Origin of the sequence: Microcoleus sp. B3-A4 (assembly GCF_036705385.1) — a bacterium.
Taxonomy (GTDB): domain Bacteria; phylum Cyanobacteriota; class Cyanobacteriia; order Cyanobacteriales; family Microcoleaceae; genus Microcoleus.
This window is the reverse complement of record NZ_JAUBUI010000162.1, coordinates 1-4,291: the sequence shown is the minus strand read 5'-3', so window position 1 is coordinate 4,291 and position 4,291 is coordinate 1. Positions and strand designations below refer to the sequence as shown.

Below are 4,291 nucleotides of genomic sequence, written 5' to 3'. Positions count from 1 at the left end.
GACATACAGCAGATTGCACATTAATTATTCTCTTAGTATCCCTGATTTTGGATCATTTTTTCCTTGGATTACTCTTATACGGTTTTAATTAAATCCTCACCAAGTTGTGAAGCCATATTGTGTCAATTAGTAGCCTTCGTATTTGTGCAGGCACAAATATAGTGTACCTGCACAAATCCTGTCTCGATTTGCGTTTTCTATATTTTTCAAAAGGTTCGCCCACAAGTTGTAGGTTCTTGGATCTATCTAATAACAGAACGCTTAGACGCACCCTTCGAGTTAAGTTATCAATTTCGCACTCAAGCGTCAATGTCAAAAGTAATCGCTAACTGCCCCCAGGCGCACCCCCTGCTTGACCTCTGAGGACAAAAATTACTCCCGTCATAATTAGCGCCACACCTACTAATCGTAGTGGCGGCAACGGCTCGTTAAATACAATTTTGCCACCCAAAACAGTAAACAGGTAACTAATTGACAGTAAAGGCGAGACTATGCTAATGTTAGCGCGGGACAAAACTACGATAAAACCGATAGAAGAAATTGCGTACAGAGAAAGACCTGCTATTATCAAAGGCTGAGTAGCCATTGCTATAACTTTTTCAACTAAATTAGCAGCGCCGATCGGCCCTAAAACTTTAGCTCCAGCCTTCAGAGTAAATTGACCCAGGACGCTGCACAAAATGGCAGCAAGCAAAACCAGAAAAACGCCTCTATTCATGAGTTCACCAACATAATACTACAGTTCGAGAATGGCCCGCAAAAAACTCTCCTAAACAGCTTTGATTAAGTTTTATTGAGTTTTGTTAGCCACCCATATTTTAAACATACATACTGGAAATACAAGTAATGTCGATCGCAAACAAGAGTGAAACAAACATATGGCAGAAGAGACTAACGCAAGCGAGGCATACACTCTCGAATTATCGATACTCATGCCTTGCCTCAACGAGGCAGAAACTTTAGAAGTCTGCATAGAGAAGGCGCTGAAATCGCTGCGCGAACTTGATATTGCCGGTGAGGTCATCATAGCAGACAACGGCAGCACTGACGGTTCTCAAGATATCGCTACGAGAATGGGAGCCAGAGTGGTACCTGTGGCAGCCAAGGGCTACGGTAGCGCCCTGATGGGTGGCATAATCGCGGCGCGCGGAGTCTATATCATTATGGGCGATGCCGATGACAGCTACGACTTTTCTAACCTCGGCGCCTTTGTCGAAAAATTGCGGGGAGGGTGCGATTTAGTGATGGGAAACCGCTTTCAAGGGGGCATCAAACCGGGGGCAATGCCACCACTGCACAAATACTTAGGGAATCCGGTACTTACTTGGGTGGGGCAGTTATTCTTCTCGAGTCCTGCAGGCGACTTTCACTGCGGATTGCGGGGTTTCAGGAGAGACTCTATTTTGAAACTCGACTTGCAAACAACCGGGATGGAATTTGCCAGCGAAATGGTCGTTAAAGCCTCTCTGTACAAGTTGCGAATCACAGAAGTCCCAACCGTACTCTATCCCGATGGCCGCAGCCGTCCGCCCCACCTGCGAACTTGGCGGGATGGCTGGCGACACTTGCGATTTCTGCTGCTTTACAGTCCCCGATGGCTGTTCTTGTATCCGGGTGTTTTCCTGATGATTGTGGGTCTAATAGTGGGCATTTGGCTGTTGCCCGGTACTCAAAATATTGGGAGTATCAGCTTTGACGTGCATACGCTGCTGTATGCTGCGATCGCAATTATCATCGGTTTTCAAGCAGTAACTTTCGCTTTCTTCACCAAAGTTTTTGCCATCAGTGAAAAACTGCTGCCCGAAGACCCGAAACTCAACAAAATATTTCGCTATGTCACCCTAGAGACAGGATTGATTGTCGGAGTCACGCTGATATTAATCGGAATAGTTGGCTCGTTCTTGTCATTAACTATCTGGAAGGAAACAGCTTTCGGTTCTCTAGACCCTTCTAAAACTCTGCGTTTGGTTATTCCCTCCCTCACTTGCCTGACTGTCGGTTTGCAGATGGTTCTGTCCAGCTTTTTTCTCAGCGTGCTGAGCTTGAAGCGCAGATAAAACACTTAAAAGTACAGTTTTGTTACAAATTTCAGGAAAGATGATTTAAATTGCCCAAATGCTGTGTTAAATGGAGCGCAAACTATCGCGCTTCAAGCAGCTTGTCAGTTCATCTCAAACCTAAAATTATATGACAGTAGCTGAAAACAACTCCAGCGAATATGTTGGCCCCAAGCTAGGCGGTTTCGCAACAAAAGTATCTTGGTACGCCCGTCAACAAATGTTCGATTTGCTTATGGCATTAGCCAATCCCAGCGCCGACACAACCGTGTTGGATGTAGGGGTAACTTCCGACCGCCGGGAAGACTGCAATTTCTTTGAGAAACTTTATCCGCATAAGGACAAAATCACCGCAGTCGGTATGGAAGATGCTGCGTTTTTAGGAATGAAAAATAAATAACTTGATGTATTTTCGGCTATAATGAAAAACAGCCCTCGCTCGCAATTTTCACCAAAAGTGAGAGAAACTTGCTTTCTTATTTTTCTATTTTACCCCCCTACCTTACCTTGAAATTTATGTTTTATTCTAAGCTGTTCAGCATCTAAAACGCATATTGTATAGTACAATATAATGATATTTATAAAAAGTCAATGCCTACTAAAAACTTCCTCAGTTCCGAGACCAAGGAAACTCTGCAACAAGCATTAAAAGAGCATGAACATCCAGACATTCGGCAAAGAGCCAGGGTAAACGCATCTAAATTAATTTGACAAAACCCTGAATTTGTGCATTACTAAATAACTAAATAACCTTCTTAAAATTTTTAATTTTAACCCGATTTGAGCAGATTAAATCAGAACCTTAAAATTTTCTGAAGTTCTTAAAGCCGGATAATTTTCCTTCTTAGATAGGTGTTAGATTTTGAGCATTAACTGGCAGAGTTTAAAATTTTAACTAAATAATTATTGTCCATTGCCGCTCGATACCGTTTCATTTTTAGACTGTGTTTAGAAGTTTTTTCTTGTTTCAGTAAATTGATGGCTAAACGACGTAAAAGTGCAAAATTTTCGGGAGAGTTCTGTTTGCGAATCCGGCTTTCATCTTCGCAAAATGTAACATCGAGTGTCCAATGTAAGCTATTTTCAATGCCCCAATGACTGCGGATCGCTAGGGCAATTTTTTCAGCATTACTGCTTAAACTACTCAAGTAAAAACGAGATTCAGTCGTGGTCTTATTCCACAGCCGTCGTTCACTAACTATCATGAGAACTGTTTTTAATCCCGTCCATAATTCTTGATTATGCAGAGGTGGTAACTCGGATACATCAACAGTCCAGACTTGTCTTTTTTCCACTCGATTATGTCCCGCTTCTACTTGTTCATAATAATTGTAGTCTCTGCCTAAATAATCTTCTTATTGATCTTCTTCAAACCATTCTTTTACGGCTTTGTACAGAAGTTTTTGATTCCCTTTTAAAGCTAAAACATAATCTCCTTTTTTCTTGACAATCAGAGAGGTTAGGTCTTTTTGACAGCCCATAGCATCTATGGTTATTACGCTTCCGGCAATTTCTAACATTTCTATTAATGCTGGGATTGCTGTCAGCTCATTAGATTTTTTATCCACTTTTTTTTGTCCTAAAACTAATTGATGAGATGAAGACCAGGCAGTAACTATATGTAGCGCTTTTTGCTGGTCATTTCGGTCATAAAATTGTTTCATTGTTTTGCCATCAAAGGCAATCACGTTTAGTTCTAATTCCCCGACTATTGCATTTACCCAACTCCAAAAACATTCTTGAAACTGTTGTGGTTCAATTCGGGCAAATACTCGACTAAATGTGTCATGAGATGGTATACCATTCGGTAATCCTAGAAAGCTTTTCAACCATTCATATTTGGCGTTACCATAGGCTTCTATTGCCACCCATCCGTCTCCACCGCTGATGACAGCTAGAATCGCAATCGCGATGATATCTTTGAGTAAGTGTTCTTTACTTCTTTCTATCCTTGGGTCCTTTAAATTGGCAAAATGTTCTAAAAAACAGGTATTTAAAATATTCATTGAAGACAATGAATCTGTTTGTTTTTGTTGGGAAGTTACAGCTTTACTAAAACCTCTTGCCATTGATAATACTTATAAACTATAATAAACTACATAAAAATTAGTCGGAGATAACTGTAGCATATTTTGGGTTAAAGTTAAGGTAATTGCTCAACCCCCTTGACAAGAAGACGAGATAGACATTAGATAAAGGAATGGAAAAACTCCCCGACTTAAAGCAACTATCGA

Annotated in this window: 3 protein-coding genes and 1 pseudogene; 2 read left to right on the top strand and 2 right to left on the bottom strand. The window is 41.1% G+C overall.

Annotated features, from left to right (window positions below; translation table 11 throughout):
* Window positions 1-325: 325 nt before the first annotated feature.
* Window positions 326-718: a transporter gene (locus QUB33_RS28725; protein ID WP_190737183.1), complete on the bottom strand. Its 393-nt coding sequence runs from the start codon at window positions 716-718 to the stop codon at window positions 326-328.
* Between the two features lie 160 nt (window positions 719-878).
* On the opposite strand from QUB33_RS28725, the gene QUB33_RS28720 reads away from it, so the two are divergent.
* Complete coding sequence (locus QUB33_RS28720) at window positions 879-2,057, top strand: glycosyltransferase family 2 protein (RefSeq protein ID WP_333357844.1); 1,179 nt, start codon at window positions 879-881, stop codon at window positions 2,055-2,057.
* Window positions 2,058-2,187: 130 nt separating this feature from the next.
* Window positions 2,188-2,457, top strand: coding sequence for a hypothetical protein (locus QUB33_RS28715; RefSeq protein ID WP_333357833.1), 270 nt, complete (start codon window positions 2,188-2,190; stop codon window positions 2,455-2,457).
* A gap of 469 nt (window positions 2,458-2,926) precedes the next feature.
* Here the strand turns inward: QUB33_RS28715 and QUB33_RS28710 are convergent.
* Window positions 2,927-4,126, bottom strand: a pseudogene (locus QUB33_RS28710) (ISAs1 family transposase).
* Window positions 4,127-4,291: the final 165 nt, after the last annotated feature.